Origin of the sequence: Caballeronia udeis (assembly GCF_044909315.1) — a bacterium.
Lineage (GTDB): Bacteria > Pseudomonadota > Gammaproteobacteria > Burkholderiales > Burkholderiaceae > Caballeronia > Caballeronia udeis_A.
Genome location: NZ_JBIYEB010000004.1, coordinates 122,711 through 144,605 on the forward strand (window position 1 = coordinate 122,711; position 21,895 = coordinate 144,605).

20 protein-coding genes are annotated in these 21,895 nt (G+C 60.2%); 13 read left to right on the plus strand and 7 right to left on the minus strand.

Translation table 11 applies throughout. The annotated features are described in order from the left end of the window. Window positions 1-179: 179 nt before the first annotated feature. The 3 genes from ABH944_RS07980 to ABH944_RS07990 are packed head-to-tail and all read left to right on the plus strand — an operon-like array spanning window position 180 to window position 4,476. Window positions 180-899, plus strand: a complete 720-nt coding sequence (locus ABH944_RS07980; protein WP_404659354.1) for a DUF1007 family protein — start codon at window positions 180-182, stop codon at window positions 897-899. After that, the gene (locus ABH944_RS07985; protein WP_404605824.1) at window positions 893-2,029 is read left to right on the plus strand and encodes a nickel/cobalt transporter; all 1,137 of its coding nucleotides are present in this window, start codon (window positions 893-895) and stop codon (window positions 2,027-2,029) included. The genes ABH944_RS07980 and ABH944_RS07985 overlap by 7 nt, the downstream gene beginning before the upstream one ends. A gap of 56 nt (window positions 2,030-2,085) precedes the next feature. Continuing rightward, window positions 2,086-4,476: a PIG-L family deacetylase gene (locus ABH944_RS07990; RefSeq protein ID WP_404605823.1), complete on the plus strand. Its 2,391-nt coding sequence runs from the start codon at window positions 2,086-2,088 to the stop codon at window positions 4,474-4,476. Window positions 4,477-4,541: 65 nt separating this feature from the next. Here the strand turns inward: ABH944_RS07990 and ABH944_RS07995 are convergent, their stop codons facing one another. Together ABH944_RS07995 and ABH944_RS08000 are read right to left on the minus strand one after the other, a co-directional pair. Next, window positions 4,542-5,303, minus strand: a complete 762-nt coding sequence (locus ABH944_RS07995; protein ID WP_404605821.1) for an SDR family oxidoreductase — start codon at window positions 5,301-5,303, stop codon at window positions 4,542-4,544. A 304-nt stretch (window positions 5,304-5,607) separates the two neighbouring features. Beyond that, window positions 5,608-6,450, minus strand: coding sequence for a DMT family transporter (locus ABH944_RS08000; protein WP_404605820.1), 843 nt, complete (start codon window positions 6,448-6,450; stop codon window positions 5,608-5,610). Window positions 6,451-6,549: 99 nt separating this feature from the next. Here ABH944_RS08000 and gcvA point away from each other — a divergent pair, with 99 nt between their 5' ends. After that, a complete protein-coding gene (gene gcvA / locus ABH944_RS08005; protein ID WP_404605819.1) occupies window positions 6,550-7,440 on the plus strand; it encodes a transcriptional regulator GcvA in 891 nt (296 codons plus the stop codon). An 85-nt stretch (window positions 7,441-7,525) separates the two neighbouring features. Here gcvA and ABH944_RS08010 read toward each other — a convergent pair whose 3' ends face one another. Then, window positions 7,526-8,311 (minus strand): alpha/beta hydrolase, encoded by a 786-nt coding sequence (locus tag ABH944_RS08010; protein ID WP_404605817.1) that lies wholly within the window; start codon window positions 8,309-8,311, stop codon window positions 7,526-7,528. A 252-nt stretch (window positions 8,312-8,563) separates the two neighbouring features. Here ABH944_RS08010 and ABH944_RS08015 point away from each other — a divergent pair, with 252 nt between their 5' ends. Beyond that, window positions 8,564-9,847: a tetratricopeptide repeat protein gene (locus tag ABH944_RS08015; protein WP_404605815.1), complete on the plus strand. Its 1,284-nt coding sequence runs from the start codon at window positions 8,564-8,566 to the stop codon at window positions 9,845-9,847. 18 nt (window positions 9,848-9,865) lie between these two features. Here ABH944_RS08015 and ABH944_RS08020 read toward each other — a convergent pair whose 3' ends face one another. The 3 genes from ABH944_RS08020 to ABH944_RS08030 form a co-directional block, all read right to left on the minus strand. Next, the gene (locus ABH944_RS08020) at window positions 9,866-10,678 is read right to left on the minus strand and encodes a hypothetical protein (RefSeq protein WP_404605814.1); all 813 of its coding nucleotides are present in this window, start codon (window positions 10,676-10,678) and stop codon (window positions 9,866-9,868) included. A 57-nt stretch (window positions 10,679-10,735) separates the two neighbouring features. After that, window positions 10,736-12,118, minus strand: coding sequence for a sigma-54 dependent transcriptional regulator (locus ABH944_RS08025; protein WP_404605812.1), 1,383 nt, complete (start codon window positions 12,116-12,118; stop codon window positions 10,736-10,738). Between the two features lie 481 nt (window positions 12,119-12,599). Beyond that, window positions 12,600-13,511 carry a LysR family transcriptional regulator gene (locus ABH944_RS08030; RefSeq protein ID WP_404605811.1) on the minus strand — a complete coding sequence of 304 codons (912 nt, stop codon included), beginning with the start codon at window positions 13,509-13,511 and terminating at the stop codon, window positions 12,600-12,602. Window positions 13,512-13,655: 144 nt separating this feature from the next. On the opposite strand from ABH944_RS08030, the gene ABH944_RS08035 reads away from it, so the two are divergent. Together ABH944_RS08035 and ABH944_RS08040 are read left to right on the plus strand one after the other, a co-directional pair. Further along, window positions 13,656-14,750, plus strand: a complete 1,095-nt coding sequence (locus ABH944_RS08035) for a tartrate dehydrogenase (protein WP_404605810.1) — start codon at window positions 13,656-13,658, stop codon at window positions 14,748-14,750. A 35-nt stretch (window positions 14,751-14,785) separates the two neighbouring features. Continuing rightward, window positions 14,786-15,679 carry an NAD-dependent epimerase/dehydratase family protein gene (locus tag ABH944_RS08040; protein WP_404605808.1) on the plus strand — a complete coding sequence of 298 codons (894 nt, stop codon included), beginning with the start codon at window positions 14,786-14,788 and terminating at the stop codon, window positions 15,677-15,679. Window positions 15,680-15,752: 73 nt separating this feature from the next. Here ABH944_RS08040 and ABH944_RS08045 read toward each other — a convergent pair whose 3' ends face one another. Beyond that, window positions 15,753-16,580, minus strand: a complete 828-nt coding sequence (locus ABH944_RS08045; RefSeq protein WP_404605806.1) for an NAD(P)H-binding protein — start codon at window positions 16,578-16,580, stop codon at window positions 15,753-15,755. A 155-nt stretch (window positions 16,581-16,735) separates the two neighbouring features. Here ABH944_RS08045 and ABH944_RS08050 point away from each other — a divergent pair, with 155 nt between their 5' ends. From ABH944_RS08050 to ABH944_RS08075, 6 genes are all read left to right on the plus strand, one after another. After that, on the plus strand, window positions 16,736-17,731 hold the full coding sequence (locus tag ABH944_RS08050; RefSeq protein ID WP_404605805.1) for an AraC family transcriptional regulator: 996 nt from the start codon (window positions 16,736-16,738) through the stop codon (window positions 17,729-17,731). Window positions 17,732-17,952: 221 nt separating this feature from the next. Beyond that, a complete protein-coding gene (locus ABH944_RS08055; protein ID WP_404605803.1) occupies window positions 17,953-18,378 on the plus strand; it encodes a phasin family protein in 426 nt (141 codons plus the stop codon). A 277-nt stretch (window positions 18,379-18,655) separates the two neighbouring features. After that, on the plus strand, window positions 18,656-19,207 hold the full coding sequence (locus ABH944_RS08060) for a carboxymuconolactone decarboxylase family protein (RefSeq protein ID WP_404605802.1): 552 nt from the start codon (window positions 18,656-18,658) through the stop codon (window positions 19,205-19,207). Window positions 19,208-19,452: 245 nt separating this feature from the next. Continuing rightward, entirely contained in the window at window positions 19,453-20,304 is an 852-nt protein-coding gene (locus ABH944_RS08065; RefSeq protein ID WP_404605800.1) for a helix-turn-helix domain-containing protein, read from the plus strand. Window positions 20,305-20,472: 168 nt separating this feature from the next. After that, entirely contained in the window at window positions 20,473-21,201 is a 729-nt protein-coding gene (locus tag ABH944_RS08070) for a PIG-L deacetylase family protein (protein WP_404605799.1), read from the plus strand. Continuing rightward, on the plus strand, window positions 21,198-21,893 hold the full coding sequence (locus ABH944_RS08075; protein WP_404605798.1) for a 4-carboxy-4-hydroxy-2-oxoadipate aldolase/oxaloacetate decarboxylase: 696 nt from the start codon (window positions 21,198-21,200) through the stop codon (window positions 21,891-21,893). Before ABH944_RS08070 ends, ABH944_RS08075 begins: the two co-directional genes overlap by 4 nt. Window positions 21,894-21,895: the final 2 nt, after the last annotated feature.

Genomic DNA, 21,895 nt, shown 5'->3' on the forward strand with positions numbered 1-21,895 from the left:
TTGATTTGGAAGAGCAAGGTTTCTTGTTGATGGTGTTGCAAGGCCGGACCCCATCACCCTCCAATTCCGGGTATTGGAAAAGCGCCGTGTTATAAAACGGGCTCGTGTTGGAGGTGGGTCGCGACGAGGGCGACATGCGAATGAGCTTTCTGAAACGAGGCCAGCTTTACGTTGATTACATGACACTGCGTACAGCCCCAACCGCCCGGACCGCGCCGGCGCCGCTGCAAGCCAGGGTTAATGCTTCACCGCGCCTGTGGTCTCCAGTCAGACCGTCTGCCGCATACCTGCTCTTCCTCTTGCGTTGGTTGCGCTACGTGTTGCCGGCATGCTGCGGCCTCCCGCTTGCTGCCCTTCCGGTTCCGGCCCAGGCTCATCCGCATGTCTGGATCAATTATTCGATGGTCGCCCAAACCCAGGGCACGCTGCTGGTTGCCATGCAGCAGACGTGGATCTTTTCAAAAGGCTTTCCGTTTTCGCTGGTCGGGGACTTTTCCAACATGCCCAAGTCCGGTCCGCTCAACGCGGACTACACGGCTACGTTCAAGGCCCAGGCATTCTCATTGCTCAAGAGCTCGGATTATTTCAATCACGTATTTGTCGATGGCAAGGCAGTTGCGGTCGCCGACGCGCGTAACTTCAGTGTCAGCATCGAGCAAGGCCATGTCGTTTACCGGTTCCTTTTGCCGCTCGTGAAACCAGTGGACTTCAAGCGCGAACGAGTCACGCTCGGCGTCTGGGACGATACCTTCTTTGTCGACTTTGAAAGTGCGGCGCAGCCCGCGTTGACGCTCAGCGCGGGCTCTCCGCGCAACTGCAAGGCGACGGCGTTCGAGGATCACGATCACCCTATTTTTGGCGGCTCCATCCTTCCTCAAGCGAGCAGGCTATCGTGCTGACCTTTATCGGTAACCGGCGCGGTGGTGGACATCGCAGGATGATTGCCGTGTGCTTCGCCGCTGCGCTGACGCTCGCGTCACATGGCGTTTTTGCTCAAGTCGCTGCGCAAACCACGGACGTCTTCGGTCGTACGTCGACCGGTGCACCGAGCGCGGCGAACACTGCCGATACGCCTCAGCCCACGCAGACTCCCATGCCCTCGATCGTTCGCGACGCGGTCACGGCGAGCATCCATTTGCAAAGCAGGCTGAACGAAAAGTTGCAGGAGGCAATCGCGAACGAGCGCAATGGATCCGATCTGTCCGGCACCTGGATCATCGTGCTGTGTTCGTTCGCGTATGGGGTGTTGCATGCGCTTGGACCCGGGCACGGCAAGGTCGTGGTCAGTGCGTATCTGGCGTCGCGCCGGACACGTTTCATTGATGCCGCGCTGCTGAGCGGATGGAGCGCGCTGGTCCAGTCCTTGTCCGCGATTGTTCTTGTCGGAGGTGCGGCATGGCTTTCCCGCGAGGGACTGCCCGGCATATTGACGCGGGCGTCGAGTCTCGAACTGGCAAGTTACGTTGCGTTGCTCTGCGTGGGCGCATGGTCGTTATGGGCCGTTGCGACGCGGCGCGATTGTTGCGACACGGATCGCGTGGCGCTCATTCCGAAGAAGCGCGCGAGCCTGATGCAAGATGCGGACGCCTCCGGCAACCAGGACGAAACCGCGTATCTCGGCACGACTCTCGCTCAACGACGCTCTGGCGTGCGCTGGGCCAGGACTGACAGTGAGCGCGGAACGACGGTGGCTCGCAGCCGGATATTCCTGACGGGTTTAGCGGTCGGTGTACGTCCATGCGCGGGCGCGATCTTCGTGTTGATCGCGGCACTCGCCAACCACCTGTTTTTTGTCGGAGTACTCGCATCGCTGGCGATGGGCGCAGGGGTCGCTTGCACCGTGCTCGCGATCGGGATGACGAGTTCATCCCTGAACCGGATGATGTCGGGCACGGCTGTTTTCAGGCGGCAGAAAGTCGAACGGGTCCGGTTCGGCCTGGCGCTTGCCGGGGCCATTTTCATTACCGTGTTTGCGGCATGGCAAGTCTTTGCGCTAGTGTCCGGGACGCAGGTTGCATCGCTCGCGTGAACGCCGATCAGGTGGCGACTTCACGCGCGACAGGAAAATTTTCATACGGGGTTGTCATGCGAACATGCCGTCGCATACGGGCATCGGCTGCTGCGCTGCTGCTGTTATTCATCGGGATGGGCTCATTGCTTGCGCCGGTCAGCGCACGCGCAGCCGATTGCCATGCCGGCACGCTCGTCACTGTCGTTGCCCACCTTGACGACGACCTGCTCTTCGTCAATCCGGGCATCAGCGACAAGCTCGAGGCAGGCTGGTGCGTCACCACCGTGCACCTGATCGGCGGTGCCAATGGCGCGAATTTCGACTACGTGAAACTGCGCGAGAAAGGCACCCGCCTCGCTTACGCACGCATGGCAGGCGTAGCGGATGACTGGATCGAATCGACCGTCATGTTCGCCGGCAAACCCGTGCACCAGATGGTGCTCAAACAGCAGCCGAGGGTGACCTTGCTGGAACTGCGGATGCCGGGTGGCGCTGTGCGCGGCGGCAAGGTGCCGCTGGGCCTGATGTGGGACCAGGGCGAGACCATCAACACGTATCCCATCAACAACGACGGCTCCAATGCCACGCACTATGACCGCGCCGAGACAGTCGCCACGCTCAAGCAGATCCTCGCCCCGGCGACCTTGATCTACACGCTGAACCCGGACACGGTGCCGTTCATCGAACATCCGGACCATATCTATTCTGCACGCATCACGCGCGTGGTTGCCCAGAGCCTGAACCGGAACATCCCGATTGGTTACCACGTCACGTATCCCACCGGCGGCATGCCGAAGAACCTGAGCGCCGGCGATACCCAGATGAAGCGCGATGATGTGGCGTCCTACTTCGCTATTGATGGCGACGACAATGGCGAGCACGTCTTCGGCGAGTATCAATGGGACGGCAACTGGGTCGCGCGCCGTTACTGGACCGAGTCGAGTTCGAGCGCAGCCGGACTGGAATTCCGGCCGCGCTCGAGCAACCTCGTCAACGAGTACTCGAGCCAGTGCCTGACCTCGGCGGGCGCGAACGGCAAGCCGATACTCTCCGGCTGCTCGGGCGCGAAGACCCAGGACTGGCACTGGCAACCGGTGCCGGCCATGCCCGGAACCAGGAACAACTCCCAGCTCGTCGATGAATCCACGCAGCAGTGCGTTGCCGAACGCGGCGGCGAACTGATCGAAGAAGCCTGCAATAAGGAGGAAGCAGCTCAGAAATGGACACCCTGGGACTTTGGCCTGGTGTACACGCCGCTCGGGCACTGCCTCGCCGCGCATGACGGTGTGTTGTCGGCGGGGCATTGCTCGTCGCTGACCGCGGAGTCGAGATGGGCGCCCACCCCGCATTCGCAATGGACCGACCTGCGCCAGGAAGCGGCAATGTACGGCAACGTTCGGGGGACCGTGGACGGCGAGAAGCCGATCAGTACGGTTTATGTTCAGCGTCGCCGGGACGGACCGGGCTTCAACGTCTGGGTGGCCGGCATGTCGCGGTTGCCCACTGCTGCGCCGTGGTATCTGAACGCGGTGCAGTTCAACCCGCACGCAGGCACCCCCACGTGCGCCGGTGACACGCTCTGCTTCGACAGCGTGCGTTTCCTGCTTGGCGACTTCGAAGGCACGGGGCGCGACGATCTGATGGTGATTGCGCCGAGGAACGGAGGCACGGCCTTCTGGCTGCTGCGCAGCACCGGCACGCGCTTCGAGGCGCCGCGTCTTTGGTACCAGACCTCCTCCGCGCAGACGCCTGCCAGCGCGCAGCAATACGTGGCGGGAGACTTCGACGGCAGCGGCCGCGCCGGGGTGGTGATCGCGCAAAAACGCAGCGACGCCACGCTTGACCTTTGGGTTATCGCCGGCAAGGGTTTGACCGGGGACACACCGGCACTCTGGATGAAAGCGAGCGGACTGAGCGCGAACGCGCGCTTCCTGCCCGCTCACGTGGCCGGGTCACAGCACACAGGTTTGATTGCGATAGAAACCGTGAATTCAGCCATGGCCGTGACGCAACTCGCGAGCTCGGGCAGCGCGTTTTCCGGCCGCTTACGCGGCAATACCTACGCGGAGTTCGCGCCGGCGTTCGCCAAGGTGGTCGCGGGAGATGTGGATGGTGACGGCATCGACGACCTGGTTGTGCTACAGCCGCGCGGCGATGGGCCCGATATCAATGTATGGCGGATAAACGGCGGTCCGCTGTTTGGTGATCCGGTCAAGGTCGGGACCATTCATGAATCGTCTTATGCCGACGCTGTTCCCGCGCTTGTGCGGCGCAGTCGTGGTGAAACGCTCATGCTGTTCAAGCGTGCGAATGCGAAGCTCGGTGGTTTCTATTTCACGGGAGGTGCGCCAAGTCTTATTGGGTATGACCTGGATACTTCATTCAAGATCGGCCCGGCGCATATCTGGGGTGATTTGCCCGGGCTGTTTTCGGAAGCGCTGTGGCTCAACACCCTGGCCCAGTAGTGTGGGTAAGCGCAGAGGCTTAAGACGGTGCGTCGAGGAAAGCGCCCGGTGCCGCACCCTGTTGCTTACTTGCCGCCGGTGACATCGAGGAACGTGCCGGTGATGAAGGAAGCCTCGGCGCTTGCCAGCCATAAGATCGCCCGCGCAACCTCTTCGGGTTGACCGCCTCTTCCCATTGGGATCGAGTCTTTGACTCGATCCACGCGTCCCGGCTCTCCGCCGCTGGCATGCATCTCAGTGTAGATGTGCCCCGGGCGAACGCAGTTGACGCGGATCCCATCCCGCGCGACTTCCTTGGCGAAACCGGTCGTGAATGTCTCGAGGGCACCCTTCGACGCAGCGTAGTCGACATATTCATTAGGACTCCCAAGCGTGGCCGATGCCGATGAGATGTTGATCACGGAGCCGCCCCGCCCGTTGTGACGATAGGACATCCGCTTGACCGCCTGCTGTGCACAGAGGATAGGGCCTATCGCGTTGACCGCGAAGATACGCTGCATCCGCTCGAATCCGAGATCCTCCAGCCGGGACTGCTGCGCAATCATTGCGGCGTTGTTCACCAGCACATCGATCCGGCCGAACTTCCGGTCGATCGCGGCGAATAGCTGGGCGACCTGCTCTGGATCTGCGCTGTCCGAACGCATGGCCAGAGCCCTGCGCCCGGCAGCTTCCACATCGGCCGCCACCTCGAGGGCGGCAGCCTCGTTGGAGACGAAGCTTATTGCTACGTCGTGACCTTGTGCGGCAGCAAGACGCGCAGTCGCCGCGCCTACACCACGGCCTCCACCCGTTATCAGAATCAACGGAGCCTGCGGAACAGTATTCATTTAGAGAACCTCCACGTGATGGTAAGACAATGATTCATGCTGGTCGCGAACACCGAGCGCGCGGACGATGACGCAGTCATTGCATTCAAAAGGTGGATCATGGCGGCGGCGCAAAATCCGGTAGAGCCGGCTCGAAGCGAACCTCCACAAAAAGTTCGTCGAACTACACTACGTACGGAACGAACGCGGCGCGAGTTGCGATGGTTGCGATAGTGATGTGGATGACCCATTGCACCAAGACTGTCAGAGCGTCAACAGCAACACCTGTCCGACACCGGTGCGAGCAACGAAACCAACCGATTTCCTAAGCCAGCTTGATAGCGATAACACCCAGCAAGATAACTGCCGCGGCCGCCGGCCGCCCCCATCCAAACCGCTCCTTGAGCACGATCACCGACAAGCCTGTCGCAAAGACGATAGCCGTCTCGCGCAGCGCCGCGACCATGGCGATCGGCGCCTGCGTCATGGCCCAGAGCACCAGGATATAAGCGCCCAGCGTGCAGGCCCCACCGATCAGCGCCAGGTGCCATCGCGCGCGAACATGCACAACGACCCCGGCTCGCCGCCGCAACAACGCCCAAGCGAGAATGGGTGGCGCGGTCAGCAAAAAAATCCACATGGTGTAGGCAACAGGATATGCAGACAACCGGACGCCAGTCCCATCCACCAACGTATAACCCGCTATCGCGACCGCATTGACCAGCGCAAACCCGGTGGATGCCCGGCTCATGCCACCACTGCGCCCTTCTACCAGCAGGAGGCCAAGGATGCCTCCGCAGATAAGCAGGATGCCGCCCCATTCGCCGGCGGAAAGTTGTTCCCCGATCAGCGGGCCGCTCAGAAGTGCGACGAGCAACGGCGGCAGGCCGCGCATCAGCGGATAGGCATGGCTCATGTCACCGCTGCGATAGGCGGCTCCAATCAGCACAAGATAAACGATGTGAATCACCACCGACGCCGCCACATACGGCCAGCTTGCCGGCATGGGCAACGCGATGAATGGAAGTGCCACCACACAAAACACGGCAGACCCGCTAGTCACCAGGACGATATCCAGGAACTTGTCCGGGCTCGACTTCACGAGCGCATTCCAGCTGGCATGCAGCAGCGCTGCGAAGAGGACAAGTACCACCACACCGATAGACAAAGCGATTGCTCCAGAAAGCTTTTCCGGCGACTATATCTCTCGTGACAACGGACGACAAACCATTAAATCTGCCACTTCGCGTTAGCAAAATTGATCTGAATGCCGCATCCCTTACCTCCTCTCAATGCGCTGCGTGCCTTCGAAGCCGCTGCCCGCTTAGGCAGCTTCAAGGCAGCCGCGATCGAATTACATGTGACGCACGGCGCGGTCAGCCAGCATATCCGTCTGCTGGAAGAGTGGCTGGGCGCACCCTTGTTTGAGCGGCACAACCGGCGTGTAGCCCTGACGCCGGCAGCCCGCGCCTATCTCGCCGAAATCGGGCCCGCCTTCGAACAGGTCGCTTCCGCAACCGCAAGATATGGTTGTATTGATGGCGTCTCGCCGCGCGTGCTGCGAGTGAACGGACCTGCCACGTTTGCCCTGCGCTGGCTCATTCCAAGGCTCGCGGGTTTTCAGAAGCAGCACCCCGGCGTTGAGGTGAGACTGGACACGTCGAATGAGCCGGTAGAGGCGCTGCAAGACACCTACGACATTATTATTCGCGGCGGTCCCGATACGTTCTACGGCTACTCGATGCGCCCTTTCCTGTCAGAGGAACGTCTGCCTGTCTGCAGTCCCGCGCTGCTTGATCAACTGCCACTTGGAACGCCGCGTGACCTGATCCATCACACGCTCCTGCACACATCCAGTCTGCCGAGGTTATGGAGCGACTGGCTCGCCAAAGCGGATGTTGCCGATCTCAAACCAGCTACGACGCTGACGCTCGATCATTTTTATCTCACGCTGCAAGCCGCTCTCGACGGCGTAGGCGTAGCAATGGGACCTACCGCGCTGATAGCGGATGACCTGGCATGCGGCCGCCTTGTCGCCCCATTCGCGGGTCCCCTTCTTCCTGCGCGCAGTTACTGCACCTATGTGCCCGAGGCCAAGGAAACGGACGCGCTCGTGCTTGCCTTCTGCTCGTGGCTGGAGCGAGAGGCAGGTTCATAGGCGGTATTACACTATAAGCATTCCTATCCATATGGAATCCAGCCGCCCCACGATCCATTTCCCGCACCACCCTTCGCCTTGAAAATTAAGCCTGGTCCTGCGCGTGCTCAGCTGCTTGTTCAATCAGCGCCGCGACTTCCTTGGGGTGTGACTCATATACGGAATGACTTGCACCGGCAATTTCAACGGTATGGCTGTGGGCACGGGCTGCATACATCCGTTCCAGATCGGGATTGATGATCTTGTCCGATTTCGCAACCATGTACCAGCTGGGTTTCACCTTCCATGCGGGATCGGTCATGGCGGTTGAGAAAACCGCGGCCGAGGTCGGCATCTGTGCACGCGCTTCAAACTCGGCTTGCTTCAGCGGCAGGTCCGCGGCGAAGTCACCAGGGTAGTTGGCCGGATCAAGGAACAGGAAACCGTCCGGGGTCTTCACGAGCGGATGTGCAGAATTCGGAAACTTCTTGCCGTTGCCGACCTCGGTCTCGCCGGTGTCCAGTGCATGAGCCGCGATGTAGACCAGACCCGCGACATGGGGATCGTTCCCGGCCGACGTGATGATCGCGCCGCCGTAGCTATGGCCGACCAGAATGGCCGGGCCGTCCTGACGGTCGAGAATACGTTTTGTGGCGGTCACATCTTCCGCAAACGACGTCAACGGTTCCTGGACCAGCGTCACGTTATAGCCGTCCTTGGTGAGGATATTGTAGACAGGTCTCCAGCCTGAACCGCCAACAAACGCGCCGTGGACCAGCACGATGTTCTTGACGGGACCTTTGGCGGGTTGAGTCTGTTGAGCCATGGCGCCAGCTGAAATGAAAGCACTGGCGATGAGCGACAAAAGTAATGTAGCGCGACGGATTTTCATTTTCCATTCCTGGGAAGTTTGCGGTTTGCAATGGGACGAACACACCTATCCGCCCCGCTATTCCCGTCGCAATGAAATATTTTTTGATTCCCCCTTCGCACGCGCCACGTTTTCTCCAATGTCCGCAAGCGGCCGTTCTGGCGTCGCGAGATCATATAATCGATGGGTAATGTCGGCGAAAGCCAATGCCGGAACCTTACATCCCTGAGACGCAATCCGCTCGCCAACGTCGGGTGCGAACAAGACAGCCCCATGAACCGGAAAACCCTCTCCGACCGTGGACACACGGACCATCAGCTTGCCGAGTCAGCATGGCAGGCCTGGCAACGAGGCGACCTTGCGGAGGCAGAACACAGGTACCGTACGCTGCTTGAAAGGGATGATCGCAATGGCCTGGCTCACAACAACCTGGCGAATCTATTGCGGCAGGGCGGGCGGTTCAGCGAAGCCGAAGCGCACTATTGCCGCGCGCTCGAACGGATGCCGGACTCCGCTGAAATCAGGAATAACCGCGCGGGCACGCTTGAAAGACTTCATCGGTATGAGCAAGCGGAGATCGATTATCGCCGTGCGCTCGAACTGAAACCGGAGTTTGCCGAAGCCCGTTTCAACCTGGGGATGCTTCTTCTGTCCGACGGGCGCTATTCGGAAGGGTGGGGCTACTACGAAGCGCGATCGGAAGTGTTTGGAGAACACGGGCAGTTGCCCCTCCCTCAATGGGACGGTCAGGACCTGAACGGCAAAACCCTGTTGCTGCTGCCGGAGCAAGGATACGGCGACACTATTCAATTTATCCGTTACGCGCCGCTGCTTAAGGAACGAGGTGCGGCGAAGATATCGGTGATCTGCAAACCCGTACTGGCGCCTCTTCTTCGTACGGTAGAAGGTGTGGACGCAGTGGTAACGGATCCTCAGGCGCTTCATGCCCACGATTACTGGGCTTCGCTAATGAGCCTGCCCTTGCGCCTGCTTACAACGGTCGAGTCGATCCCGGCCAGGATTCCGTATGTCGGCGTATTCGCCAATCGCATGGAGATGTGGCAAGCGCGCTTACCCAGCGACGGCCTGCGCGTAGGGCTCGTCTGGAAGGGTAACCCCAGTCACGACAATGACGCGCAACGTTCGCTGAACCACTTTTCCGAGTTGGCGCCACTGTGGTCCATCAATGGGATCCGCTTCATCAGCTTGCAAACGGGCGACGCCGAAACGCAGGCCGACGAATGCCAGGCACTGCAACCCGCCCTTTGCCTGGGAGGGGAGATTCGCGATTTCGGCGATACCGCGGCCATCGTCGCGCAACTCAATCTTGTCATCTGCGTCGATACAGCGCTCGCCCATGTTGCCGGGGCATTGGGCGTGGCGTGCTGGCTGATGTTGCCGCAAACGGGAACCGACTGGCGCTGGCATCGAACGGGAACCGGGTCACCCTGGTACCCCGGCAACATGTATTTATTTCGCCACCACCAGACGGGGTGGCCGGCCTTGATCGACGATGTGAGAGAGGCTTTGGCGGACATCATGCGGGGCGTCCGGTAGACGGACACCGGCCGCTTTCTATTGATAGGAAGCTTTGCCGGCTTCCTTCGCCGCCCGGGCAGCAAGATGTTTTCCTTCCCAGCTTGACGCGTCGATTGTCATCGCCTGGGCCGCATTGTCGGCAACGCACTGCCAGTCTCCGATCGCACGGCAATGCCACGCGTGATGCAGCAATGCGTCGCGCGTGTGTTCGCGGCCGACGAGTTCGGTGCGCATCTGCTCTAGCTGGGCACTCTCCACGTCGCTTGCTGATATCCCGGCGAGATACCGGCGCGCCGCCGCCAGGTTCCCGCCTTGCAGCGCGTGTTCAAACGCGCTGACATCGGGCTGCTGGGTTCGCCCGTTCTTGTCGATGGCATTCTGGCCGCCGTTCGATGGCGATGACTGTGCCTGAGAGACGCTGTCGCCGGAAGCGGACACCACCGGTCCGCTCTGGACCGTCTGCCCTGTTGCCGGCGCGGATATTTCATCAGCTCGCGGGCGAAAGCCCATTCCCGCAAGATAGGGTTGGGTAAGCGCATACGCCAGCAGCACGCCGGCACCCACCGCGCACGCAAGCGCAATTCGCGTCGTGCGCCGCTTGCTCGCCTGATCGGCAAGAAGTGCGGTTTCCGCCAGTCCCGGATACGCGCCTCGCGATCGCGTACGACGCAACACGCCGCGTGCGCCCCCTCTTTTGGCGTTAGGGAGATAAGAAAAATTTGCCAGCCGCTGCATGATGGTCGGCGTATTTCCGCAGCGGCTGCATTGCTGGTCGCCAGTCGAATAGGTATTCCCGCATCGCTCGCAGGTGGTCCATGCGGTACGCTCGAGCGACTCAAGCAAAGCCATAGAATTCTCCATCAATTGGATTCAGGGTTCGTTCGCCGCATCGGGAAGCTTCACGTTTCACTCGGCATTGCCGGGGTCGATCGAATCGTGTGCATCATCAACGGCTGCTCGCGTGGGTATGCCCAACTCCTGCATCAGCCGATGCAGATGCACGCGCGAAATGCCAAGGCTGCGGGCGGCGTCGACAACCCGGCCTTTATGCACGAATAGCGCCACCTCTATCGCCCTTCTGTCCGCCGCCGTCCGTGCTTCCCGAAGCGAATCCGGCGGCAGCGCCACATAGTCCGCCAGTTCAAGGTCATGAGCGCTGATGAGCTTGCCTTCGGACAAGACTATTGCGCGGCGTACACGATTGATCAGCTCCCTGACGTTCCCGGGCCAGCCGTAGTTATGCAACGCGGCAATGGCATCCGGAGCGAAGCCATGAATCCTGCGTTCACGCTCGTCTTTAAATCGCTCGAGTGTGTGCATTGCAAGCTCGGTGATGTCCTTTCCTCTTACGCGCAGAGGCGGCTCCCTGACCTCGAGCACGCAAAGCCGAAAGAAAAGATCGGCCCTGAACCGGCCCTCCTCCACGGCAGCCGGCATGTCCTGATGCGTTGCCGTGATCACCCGCACGTCCACGTCGATGGACTCAAGGCTACCCAGGCGCTCGATCTTGCGCTCCTGGATAAAGCGCAGCAACGCGGCCTGACTCTCGTGCGGAAGGTCGCCAATTTCGTCCAGGAAAAGCGTTCCGCCATGCGCCTGCTCGACTCGGCCAATCTTGCGCTGCGTGGCACCGGTGAAGGCACCGCGTTCATAGCCGAACAGTTCCGAATGCAGGAGATCATGCGGAATGGCGCCGCAATTGACTGCCACGAAGGGCATGTCGCGGCGCTCCGACCGCGCGTGGATCATCTGCGCGGTCAACTCCTTGCCGGTTCCTGACTCGCCTGAAATGAAAACCGTTGCATCGGTCGGCGCTACCTTTCGAATCGCCCGATGAAGTTCCAGCATGGCTCCGGATGAACCTATCATGCCGCTGCTTAACGCCTCCTTAAGATCCGGCGGTTCCGCCTCGGAACGCAGAACCTCCATACCAATGGCTCGCCCAACCACACTCACGATCCGCTCGTGCGATGTCGGCAGCGTTACAAAGTCGAAGCAGTGTGTGGCTATGACGTCTCGAACGGCCGTCCACTTTCGCGTTTCTTGCGATACGAGCGCCACCCACGACACCAGCACGGAACGCGAGAGTTGTTCAACCCTTGCAATCCGGCCTTCGTGGAGACCGTCTGTCAAATCAAGCAGCCCTGCCATGGGCGCCCGCGCGAGCTTCGTCACCGTGTTAGCGCCCATGGCCGGTACAACAAGCCATGCGCGGTCACCGAGGCGCCTTAGAAGCGACTCGCTTGGCTTACCTCCAAGGTATAGAAGCGTGCGATGAGCGCTGTCCATGGTTGCAAGCAATTCTCTGGTGGATCCTGCTTCACATCTTTAGTTTCGGCAGCTTTCTACGCTAGTCATTGTCTGGCGGCTATTCATGGCTCCAATCGGCTCGCAGAGTGCAGGCAAGACGGTATGGATGGACGCATGAAGAGCCGATATAGCCCAAGGAAAACGCGTGGCAAGCAGGCAACGAACGGATTTCTCGTGTTATCGCAATCCTAGCGGCGCGAATTTATGACAGGTGAAACCAAAAGTTAAGTTGCGTTTCCATCGATGAGAAAAGGTCGCCATATGTAACCGTGATGTGTAAGTGTTGCTGACGCATTAAACGGACCTTAGATGAGCCTTAGGGCCACCTTACGGTTATGTCACGAGCGTCACGGGAAGGCGGGAGTGGTGCGTATCGCACGGGGCGGGTCAATTGGGGATCAGACCCGATCGAATGCCTTCGCTCACCTGTCGCACATCTTGCTTGCTGCTACCGAGTGACCTAGTGCGCGCGGAACGTATTCACCAGCAGGTCAACAAACGCCTTGACTCGCGCGGTCATCTGCAAGTGCTGGGGATACACGGCGTAGATATCGGCACCGGGTGTTCGATGCTCCGGCAACACCTGGATCAGGCGCCCGTCGGCAAGATAGTCGGCCACATCCCATTCCGCCCGCATCAGGATTCCGTGGCCGTCGAGCGCCCATTTCACGGCAATTTCACCGTCATTCGTGGTCAGGTTGCCGCGCACGCGCACCGTCTCTGTTTTCTCCGTTGCACCACGTCCGCTTATCAGACGCCACACGCCATAGCCGTCATCGCCTTGTCGAATGCCGATGCAATTGTGCTGGGACAATTCGGTCGGGCTTCTGGGTACCCGCCGTTGCACAAAGTAGGAAGGCGCTGCACACAGCAGCCGCCTGTTAGGTGCGATCCGCCGTGCGATGACCCGCGCATCCGGCGGTTCACCAAAGCGCACGCAGACATCGAAGGTGTCGTCGCTCAAGGGCGGCGGATCAACTGAAAGTTGAAGCTGTACATCCACTTCCGGGAACTGGCGAACGAACTTCGAGATGAGCGGCGCAACGTGACCTCGCCCAAAACCAAGTGTGGCATTGACTCTTAGCAAACCCTTGGGAGCCGCTTGCGACCCGCCAAGCAATTGCGAAAGATCGTCCATCTCGCCAAGGATGCGCCGCGCACGGATCAGGTAAAGCTCGCCCTCTGGCGTAAGACTCATTCGACGCGTAGTACGGATGACAAGCGGCACGCCCGCGCGAGACTCCATCTGCGATAAATGCTTGCTGACCGCAGCCGTGCTCAGGCCCAATTCTCGCGCAGCGGCAGTCAGGCTGCCGCTAGCCGCCAAAACCGAGAAAAACTGCAAGTCTTCCGGCTGTATTAACGAACGCATCACGTCACCCGATTGTTAACTTCAGGTTAAGAGCGGTTTGAGTTTAGCAGCATTTATGCGGCCGGCTAAGGCGCTAGCATTGGGATGCAAGCCATCGGTTACATGGCATGGGTTGCATGCATCAATTAGCTCGGGAGACGAACCGTGAAGACATATCGCATCGCAGCCATTCCGGGTGATGGAATCGGCAAGGAGGTCGTACCGGCCGGAAAGCGTGTGCTGGAAGCCATCGGGGCGCTAAGCGGCGACTTCACCTTTGAGTTCGAGGACTTCGCCTGGGGCGGCGACTATTACCGCCGGCATGGCGTGATGATGCCGGCCGACGGACTCAACGAGATTCGCAACAAGGATGCAATCCTCTTTGGCTCCGCGGGCGACCCGCACATTCCCGATCACATAACGCTTTGGGGTTTGCGTCTCAAGATTTGCCAGGGCTTTGACCAGTACGCGAATGTGCGCCCGACGCGCATCCTGCCCGGCATCGACGGCCCGCTCAAGCGCTGTGCGCCGAAAGACCTCGACTGGGTGATCGTGCGTGAGAATTCGGAAGGTGAATACGCAGGCGTCGGTGGCCGCGCGCATCAAGGGCATCCGATCGAGGTTGCCACCGATGTGTCCATGATGACCCGCGCGGGTGTCGAACGCATTCTCCGATTCGCTTTTCGCATCGCGCAATCACGCCCCCGGAAACTGCTGACGGTGATCACGAAAAGTAACGCACAGCGGCACGCAATGGTGATGTGGGATGAAATTGCTCTGGAGGTATCGAAGGAGTTTCCCGATGTCACGTGGGACAAGGAACTCGTCGATGCCGCGACCGCTCGCATGGTGAACCGCCCGGCCACGTTAGATACCCTCGTGGCCACGAACCTTCACGCGGACATCCTGAGCGACCTTGCCGCGGCGCTGGCCGGCAGCCTTGGCATTGCGCCGACCGCCAACCTTGACCCCGAGCGCCGCTACCCTTCAATGTTCGAGCCCATCCACGGCTCGGCGTTCGACATCATGGGCAAAGGCCTTGCCAATCCCATCGGTACATTCTGGTCTGTCGTGATGATGCTCGAGCACTTGGGCGAGATGAGCGCGGCGCGTACGTTGATGAACGCAATTGAATCCGTGACGGCAGACCCGGCGCTGCATACCGCTGACCTGGGTGGCAAGGCAAGCACCGTGCAGGTGACCGAAGCGGTATGTGCTTTCGTTGCGCAGGCTCCGGCGGTTGTGACCAAAGCGGTCTGAACAGCACCCATCAATCGCATAAGGAGGATGACGCAATGACGAAACGCGTAATAGTGACTGGCGGCAGCGGACTGGCCGGAAAATGGGTTGTCGAGGACCTGGTGGCCCATGGCTACGAAGTGCTGAATCTCGACCGCGTTCCCATGGCCAAACCCGTGGCTCGTACCTTGATCACCGATCTTACCGACGCGGGGCAGGTGTTCAACGCAATCGCATCGAGTACGGCACCGAAGGAATTTTCCGACGATCTCGAGCCCCAACCCATTGATGCCATCGTTCACTTTGCCGCCATTCCCCGGATCATGATCACCACGGACAACGAGGTATTCCGGATCAACGTGATGGCGACTTATAACGTCCTTGACGTTGCGTCGAAGCTTGGCATCAGGAAGGTCATCATTGCCTCGAGCGAGACCACGTACGGAATTGTGTTCGCCCACCGGCACCGGGATCCCGAATACTTTCCGCTGGACGAGCAGTACCCTGTGGACCCCATGGACAGTTACGCCATGTCCAAGGTGATCAACGAAGTCACGGCCAAGGCGTTTCATGCACGCACCGGCGCGGATATTTATTGCTTTCGCATTGGCAACGTTCTTGACCCGGTTGATTATCAGAAATTCCCGGCATGGTTGACGGATCCCGGATTGCGCAAGCGCATTGCGTGGAGCTATATCGACGGACGCGATCTGGCGACCGCTTGCCGGCTGGGTATTGAAAAGGACGGGCTTGGCTTCCAGGTGATGAACGTGGCGGCAGACGATGTTTCGTCGGATCTGCCCACGGCGGAATTGTTGAAGCGGTTCTATCCGGGTGTGCCGGTCAGGAAGCCGATTGGCGAATTCGAGACCTTGCTAAGCAACGAGAAACTGAAACGGCTACTCGGCTGGCAACAGCAGTACCGGTGGAGAGACCAGGTACCGCGATAACTCGTATTGGCTGAGGTCTGGCTGCAACCGGGCTAGCCAGGCCTCAGCTTGAGGACCGCGCGAACCCGGACCGTTACCGCTGACTCCAGATGCCCGTTGCCGCGGTTTCCCGCACGTAGTCGCCGAAATCACGCGGCGGCCGTCCGAGCGCGCGGAAAACACCGTCTTTGACGGAGGTGTTGCGGCCGTCGAGCACTTCCGTGAAGAGGTAACGAATCAGGTCAACAGCTTGCGTCGGCAGCCGGGCTTCGTCGAGTGCAGCGGCGTAGTCCGTCATGGAAACCTGCGTGTAGCGGATCGGCCGTCCGCACGCCTGCGCGATTTGCGCGACCGCTTCTGCGAAGCTCCACAAGCGTGGACCGGTCAGTTCATAAAACTTGCCGGCATGGCCGTCTTGCGTGAGCGCGGCTACCGCGACATCCGCTATATCGTCGGCATCCACGAACGGCTCGCCGATGTTCGCGACCGGCAGCGCAAGCTCGCCTTCGCGCAGGGGGTCCAGGAAATGGGCCTCGCTGAAGTTTTGCGCGAACCAGCTTGCGCGCAGCAGCGTCCACTCGACGCCGGACTTGCTCACGATCTCCTCGCAGCGTTGCGCTTCGGGCTCGCCCCGCCCCGAGAGCAGCACAAGGCGGCGCACACCGCTTTTTACCGCCAGGTCCGTGAAAGACTGGATCGCCTCCGCCGCGCCCGCGCCGGACAGATCCGGGTAGTAGCTAACGTAGACGGCCCTGACGCCCTCCAGCACGGGCGCCCACGTAGATGGGCTCTCCCAGTCGAACGGCGGCGTGGCGGACCGGGAACCGTGCCGTACGGGCAAACCGAGAGCCGTAAGACGCTCTGCTACCCGGCGACCTGTCTTGCCCGTGCTTCCGAGCACCAGGATGGTTTCTGTATTCATGGACCTCTCCTCCAGATGAACGCCGCATCGTGCGGTGACCGTGAATCCAGAGTAATGCCACAGTTATGGACAGACAATGACGATCAGTCTCAGTTTAATGCTCTTTCGTCCATGCCAATAGACGTATGCGCAGCCTTTCGCATTACACTGAGCGCATGACCGAACTACCCGCCCCCGAAGATCCGCTCGGCGAAGCGCTCCACTTCCTGCGCATGAGCGGCACCTTTTATTGCCGGTCGGAATTTACGGCGCCGTGGGCTCTGGAACTGCCCGCGTTCAAGCATTGCCTGATGTTTCATGTCGTGATGACCGGCCAGTGCCTGCTGGAAGTCGACGGCGTGGAACCTCGTCTGTTGCGCCCGGGTGATCTCGCCCTCGTCCCGCACGGTGCGGGTCACCGCCTGATGAGCGAGGCGGGCGTCCGGCCAGGAAAACTCTTCGATCTGCCGCGCGATTCGCTCAGCAACCGCTACGAAGTCCTCCGCCACGGGGAAGGCGGCGCGGCCACGACAATGATCTGTGCCCTCGTCCGTTTCGATCACCCGGCCGCGCATCAACTGATTCGCCTGTTGCCGAAGCTGATTTGCGTCGACACATGGAAATCGCCCGAAATGGAGTGGATCCAGAGCACGCTGCGATTCGTCGCCGCGGAGGCGCAGCACCTGAATGCCGGAGGGGAAACGGTCATCACGCGCCTCGCCGACATCCTGGTGATCCTCGCAATCCGGGCCTGGATCGCGCAAGCCTCCCAGGCGCAGACAGGGTGGCTCGGCGCGTTGCGCGACAAGCAGATCGGGCGAGCCATCGGCATGATTCACCGTGATTCCGCAAGCGCCTGGACGGTGGCTTCGCTCGCCGGCGCGGTCGGCATGTCTCGCTCGGCGTTCTCCGCGCGCTTCACGAAACTTGTCGGCGAACCGGCTATGCACTACGCCGTGCGCTGGAAAATGCAGGCGGCGCTCACGCGGCTGCGAGAAACGGATTCATCGCTGGCGGAATTGGCAAACTCCCTTGGATACGACTCCGAAGCCGCTTTCAGCCGGGCATTCAAGCGAATCATGGGTGTTTCCCCCGGCGCGGCGCGACGCACTGCGCGAGCCAATGCAGCCGAACTCCCGCTTGGGCGACCTGACGCTATTGACGCTTACTGACGATATCGACCTTGAGATTGGCTAAAACCGTGCCGAACAGCGCCTGCCGCTCGATCCTTTCTGATAGTCAGCCGGGCGCGGCACCTTGGTTCTGTGCGCGTTTTCCCTTGGATTCAGTAAAGATCGTTAGCCTGTACTATCCGAAAAGCGTTGGGCGCCACCTTCACGCCTGGGGTGCGTCGACGTTTCCGCGAACGTGAACATATCTTAGGGAGAGGCACATGACGAAGCCCGAGTACAGCGACCCGTTCAGTCAGTTTTCCGCGATGTTCCAGCAATACAAACTTCCCGGATTCGACGTACAGGCCATTCTGGATGCGCGCAGAAAAGACGTCGAAGCCTTGGCGGCCGCGAACCGCGTCGCATTCGGCGGCATGGAAGCGCTTCGAGATAAGCAGATCGAGATCCTGCGCCGGGCCCTCAGCGACTTCCAGGGCATTGCGCAGCAGTTTGCCACCTCCCCGGCCAAAGCTTCGTCCAATCCGACCGAAGTCGTTCAAAACGCGCTGCATCAGGCACTTGCCGATATGCAGGAAATCGCTCAGAAAACGCAGCAGGCTCAAACCGAAGCGTATGCGATTGTGACTAAGCGAATAGAAGAGGCGGCTAAGGAATTGAAGTCCTCGCTGGAGCAGCCAAAGCCGTAGCAAACCGGGGCAGCCCTGCCCCGGAGCCTTGCTGGGAACGTGACATGCGTTCCCGGTTTCCCCCTCAGCTTTCATTTCCCTTCTCCTCCTTGTGACAAGACTTGTGCGCCGCTGGCTAACCGCGATCGCCGGCCGGTCTTTTATTACATCCGAGGTAATTGAACGTATTCGTGCAATCGCTAAGATGGCATTCATCTGCTTGCGGTATCAGCGTTGAAAAACCAGCGTCGCATGGAGATACACGCAGTTTCGTTCAATCAATGAAAGGAGTTTAGGAATGCATAGTTTTCCCCTTCACACAGCCGAATCAGCGCCGGAAAAATCCAGGCCGACCCTGCAGGCGCTGCAACAGAAGTTTGGCTTTTTGCCAAACGTAATGGCAACCATGGCGGGAAACCCTGTTCTTCTCAACGGGTTCGCCGGCGCCTTCGGGAGCTTTCATGGTGGAAGTCTGGACGAGTGCGAAAAACAGGTGCTGTTGCTCACGAACGCAGTCACCATCAAGTGCCCCTGGACCGTTGCCGCTCACTCCACATTTGCCCTTGAGGACGGCATGAGGGAGTTCGACGTCAAGGCGATCCGCGAGGGAAGATTGCCGGACGACCGCAAGTACGCGGCGCTTTCGGCCATGTCAAAAGCCCTGATCGAAAAACGAGGCAATGTGGCCGAGGCGGATATCGAGGAGTTCACGGCCGCCGGGTATTCACCGCTTCAGATTTTCGAGGTGATCGCGAGCATTGGCGTGTCCACCATGGCCGCCACTACGACCAACATGACGGGAACGCCTGTTGAAGAGCGCTTCAAGGCTCAGGCCTGGACGCCTGCCTGACGGGAAGAACGGATAGGAGGAGGAAGTGCGCGCACGGTTCGGTTCGCGCCGAACCGTGCGCGATCGCTGCAACCGCCGATACCTGATGCCTGATACAACTCCGCGGCCTGTTGACTCCGGGAGTTAAGAGTATTCTCCTCTGCTGTAGGGAGAGTATCGAGAGATTGCGAACGTTGGCGACAGTCGTATGCGTCGCGCGGTCGATCATGGACAATCACCCCATTCTTGTTGCAAATGAGAGACCGATGAATTCTGCGCGCCTCAACACGAAGCCGCCGGCTAATGAGCTCGGTTTGCTGCTGCGCCAATGGCGGGATATGCGCGGCAAAAGTCAGTTTGAGTTGTCGCTCGATGCGGGCGTGTCGCAACGGCACATCAGCTTCATAGAAAGCGGGCGCAGCGTGCCGAGCCGTCAGATGTTAATGGATGTTGCTCAAGCGCTCGATGTGCCTCTTCGCGAACGCAATACCCTGTTGCTGGCAGCGGGCTACGCGCCCCTCTATCAGGAGAGCGCGTGGGACGCACTCGAAATGCAAAGTGTCAGCAACGCGCTGGGACGCATTTTGCGTCAGCATGAACCCTTTCCCGCGGTGGTGATGGACCGTTACTGGAACGTGCTCATGACCAATGAATCCACGCCACGGCTGTTCAATTGCTTCATCGACATGGCTGCTCGCAAGGGGCCACGGAACATGCTGCATCTCATGTTCGACCCGGCGGGAATGCGCCCGTTTATTGCGAATTGGGAAGAGGTGGCGAAAAGCCTGATCCAACGTGTTTATCGCGAATCCGCCGGACGCGTTATCGACGAAAAAACCCAGGAATTACTGACCGCACTGCTGGCCTACCCCGACGTTCAAACCGACTGGAAATCGCCACGTGCGCTGAGCACCGTGTCCGCCACGCGCACCCTGCCCGTCATCCCCATCAGTTTCGTCAAAGATGACCAGGTGCTGAGTTATTTTTCCATGGTCACCACGGTCGGAACCCCGCAAACCGTCGCCGCCCAGGAGTTGCGCATTGAATGCATGTTTCCGGCAGACGATGAAACAGAAACCCGCCATATCGCCATGCTTGGCAACGTTCCGGTGGAGTAACGCCTTCTGATCCATCCCCCGGTCGAGCAATTGCAGGGCGCCAAGCGCACATAAGTTACCAGCCCGATAAGAAAATTCGATAGCCCCGGACGGCAGATTCGGTGCCCTCGTCCCGCTCGTGAAGTCGATAATCATCAATAACAACGACGCAAGGACGGTGAGCTGAAAATGGCAGAGAAATCGATGCTGGTGGTGAGCGCGCACAGCGCAGACTTCGTGTGGCGCGCGGGTGGTGCGATCGCATTGCACAAACAGAACGGATACCGGGCGAAGGTGGTTTGCCTGTCCTTCGGCGAACGCGGAGAATCCGCCAAGCTTTGGCGCAAGGGGGAAATGACCCTTGAAAAGGTCAAGGCGGCGCGGCGGGAAGAGGCCGAGCGGTCCGCGGAGATTCTTGGCGCGGAAGTGGAATTCTTCGATCTCGGCGACTATCCTCTGCGCGTGCCGGACGAAGCGCTGATGCGCCTTGTCGATGTTTATCGGGAATTGCAACCGGCATTCGTGCTCAGTCATTCGCAAAAGGATCCCTACAACTTCGATCATCCGCTTGCGATGCACGTCGCACAGGAAGCGCGGATCATCGCGCAGGCCGAAGGGCACAATCCGGGCCAGAAGGTCGTGGGTGCGCCCCCGGTGTACGCGTTCGAACCCCATCAAACCGAGCAATGCGACTGGGTGCCCAACACGTTCCTCGACATCACCGAGGTATGGGAGACCAAGCGGCGCGCGATCGAATGCATGGCCGGTCAGGAACACCTGTGGGACTACTACACGCGCGTCGCACTGCAGCGCGGCGTCCAGGCCAAGCGCAACATCGGCATTACAGCCGCTCGCGATATCAAATACGCCGAAGGTTATATGCGTGTCACGCCGTCGGTAACCGGGGACCTGGCATGAAGCGCGGCGTGGTAATGACGGGAATTTCTCGCGCCGATGCGCGTGCCGTGGCCGCACTGCAACTGGCCGGCACGGCCACGGTCCACGAAGCGCAAAGCCGGCTCGGCCTGCTGGCCTCCTATATGCGCCCGATATACTCCGGCGCCGCCATCGCCGGCTCGGCCGTCACTGTGCTTGTGCCTCCGTCAGACAACTGGATGTTGCATGTTGCCGTCGAGCAATGCCGTGAAGGCGACGTGCTGGTTGTCGCGCCCACCTCGCCCTGCGAGGACGGTTATTTCGGCGAGCTGCTGGCGACATCGCTTGCGGCCCGCGGTGTGCGCGGCCTCATCATCGACGCCGGGTGTCGCGACGTGCGCGCTCTGAAAGAGATGAACTTTCCCGTATGGTCGAAGGCCATCTCTGCGCAAGGCACAGTCAAGGAAACGCTGGGCTCGGTCAACATTCCGCTGGTCTGTGCACAGCAGATCGTCCACCCGGGTGATGTGATCGTGGCTGACGACGACGGGGTTGTGGTCGTCCCGTTCGACACGGTGCAGCACGTAGCTGAAGCAGCGCAGGCGCGTTTGGCGAAGGAAGAAAAGACGCGTTCGGTGCTGGCAGGCGGCACGCTCGGGCTTGACTACTACGCAATGCGGGAACGGCTCGCCGAGAGGGGCTTGCGTTACATCGATCCGGCGTCGGACCTGTGAGG